Source organism: Vibrio sp. 03_296, from assembly GCF_002265885.1.
Genome location: NZ_NPKW01000513.1, coordinates 1 through 612 on the forward strand (window position 1 = coordinate 1; position 612 = coordinate 612).

General features: G+C 53.6%; 1 pseudogene. It reads right to left on the minus strand.

The annotated features are described in order from the left end of the window. Positions 1–612 (minus strand): annotated as a pseudogene (locus CIK04_RS25820) (tRNA(Met) cytidine acetyltransferase); the annotation flags it as partial.

A 612-nucleotide genomic window follows, 5' to 3' on the forward strand; every position in this document is an offset into this window, starting at 1 on the left:
AAGATGTTTCATGCCTGGTCGCTGACTCTGCAACCAAGGTAAAACTTGGCCGTAAAACCTCGGCCACATCCTTCGTAGCCATGAATGGTCGATGACAACACCACGCGGTGATAGTGCTCCATCATTCGTTTTAGCATCGGCAATGGAATGGCCGCCGACTTCATCAATCAACAAGAGATCGCATTTCGGTAGGCGCTGTAGCAAATCATCGGGGGCGACAAATTCCAGAACCGCATTCTCACTCTCTAGCTTGCTTTTGCTCTGTTGCCACACTACGCCATCCAATTGGCTCTGTGCATGGTGGAAAACCGGTTCGACTGCAGCGGGCGTGGGTGCGTTGAGCAAATACGCATTTTCGTGTTTCATCAGTTGGCCGCTGGCAATACCAAGCGCACTGCTCTTGCCTCGGCCTCGGTCAGCGGTTAACAACAACGGGCGCTTACGATGACCCGTTACGACATGATGAACATGCTCAACGGCTTGTTGCTGCTGCGCAAAACGCGCTGTTGCGCTTGTGGGTAATGGCGGCCAAACGGGCTGATGAGTGATGCCATCACCGCCCATTTGAACTCAACTGTTCAAACTGGCCAGTGAGCCACTGCTCCCACGGCG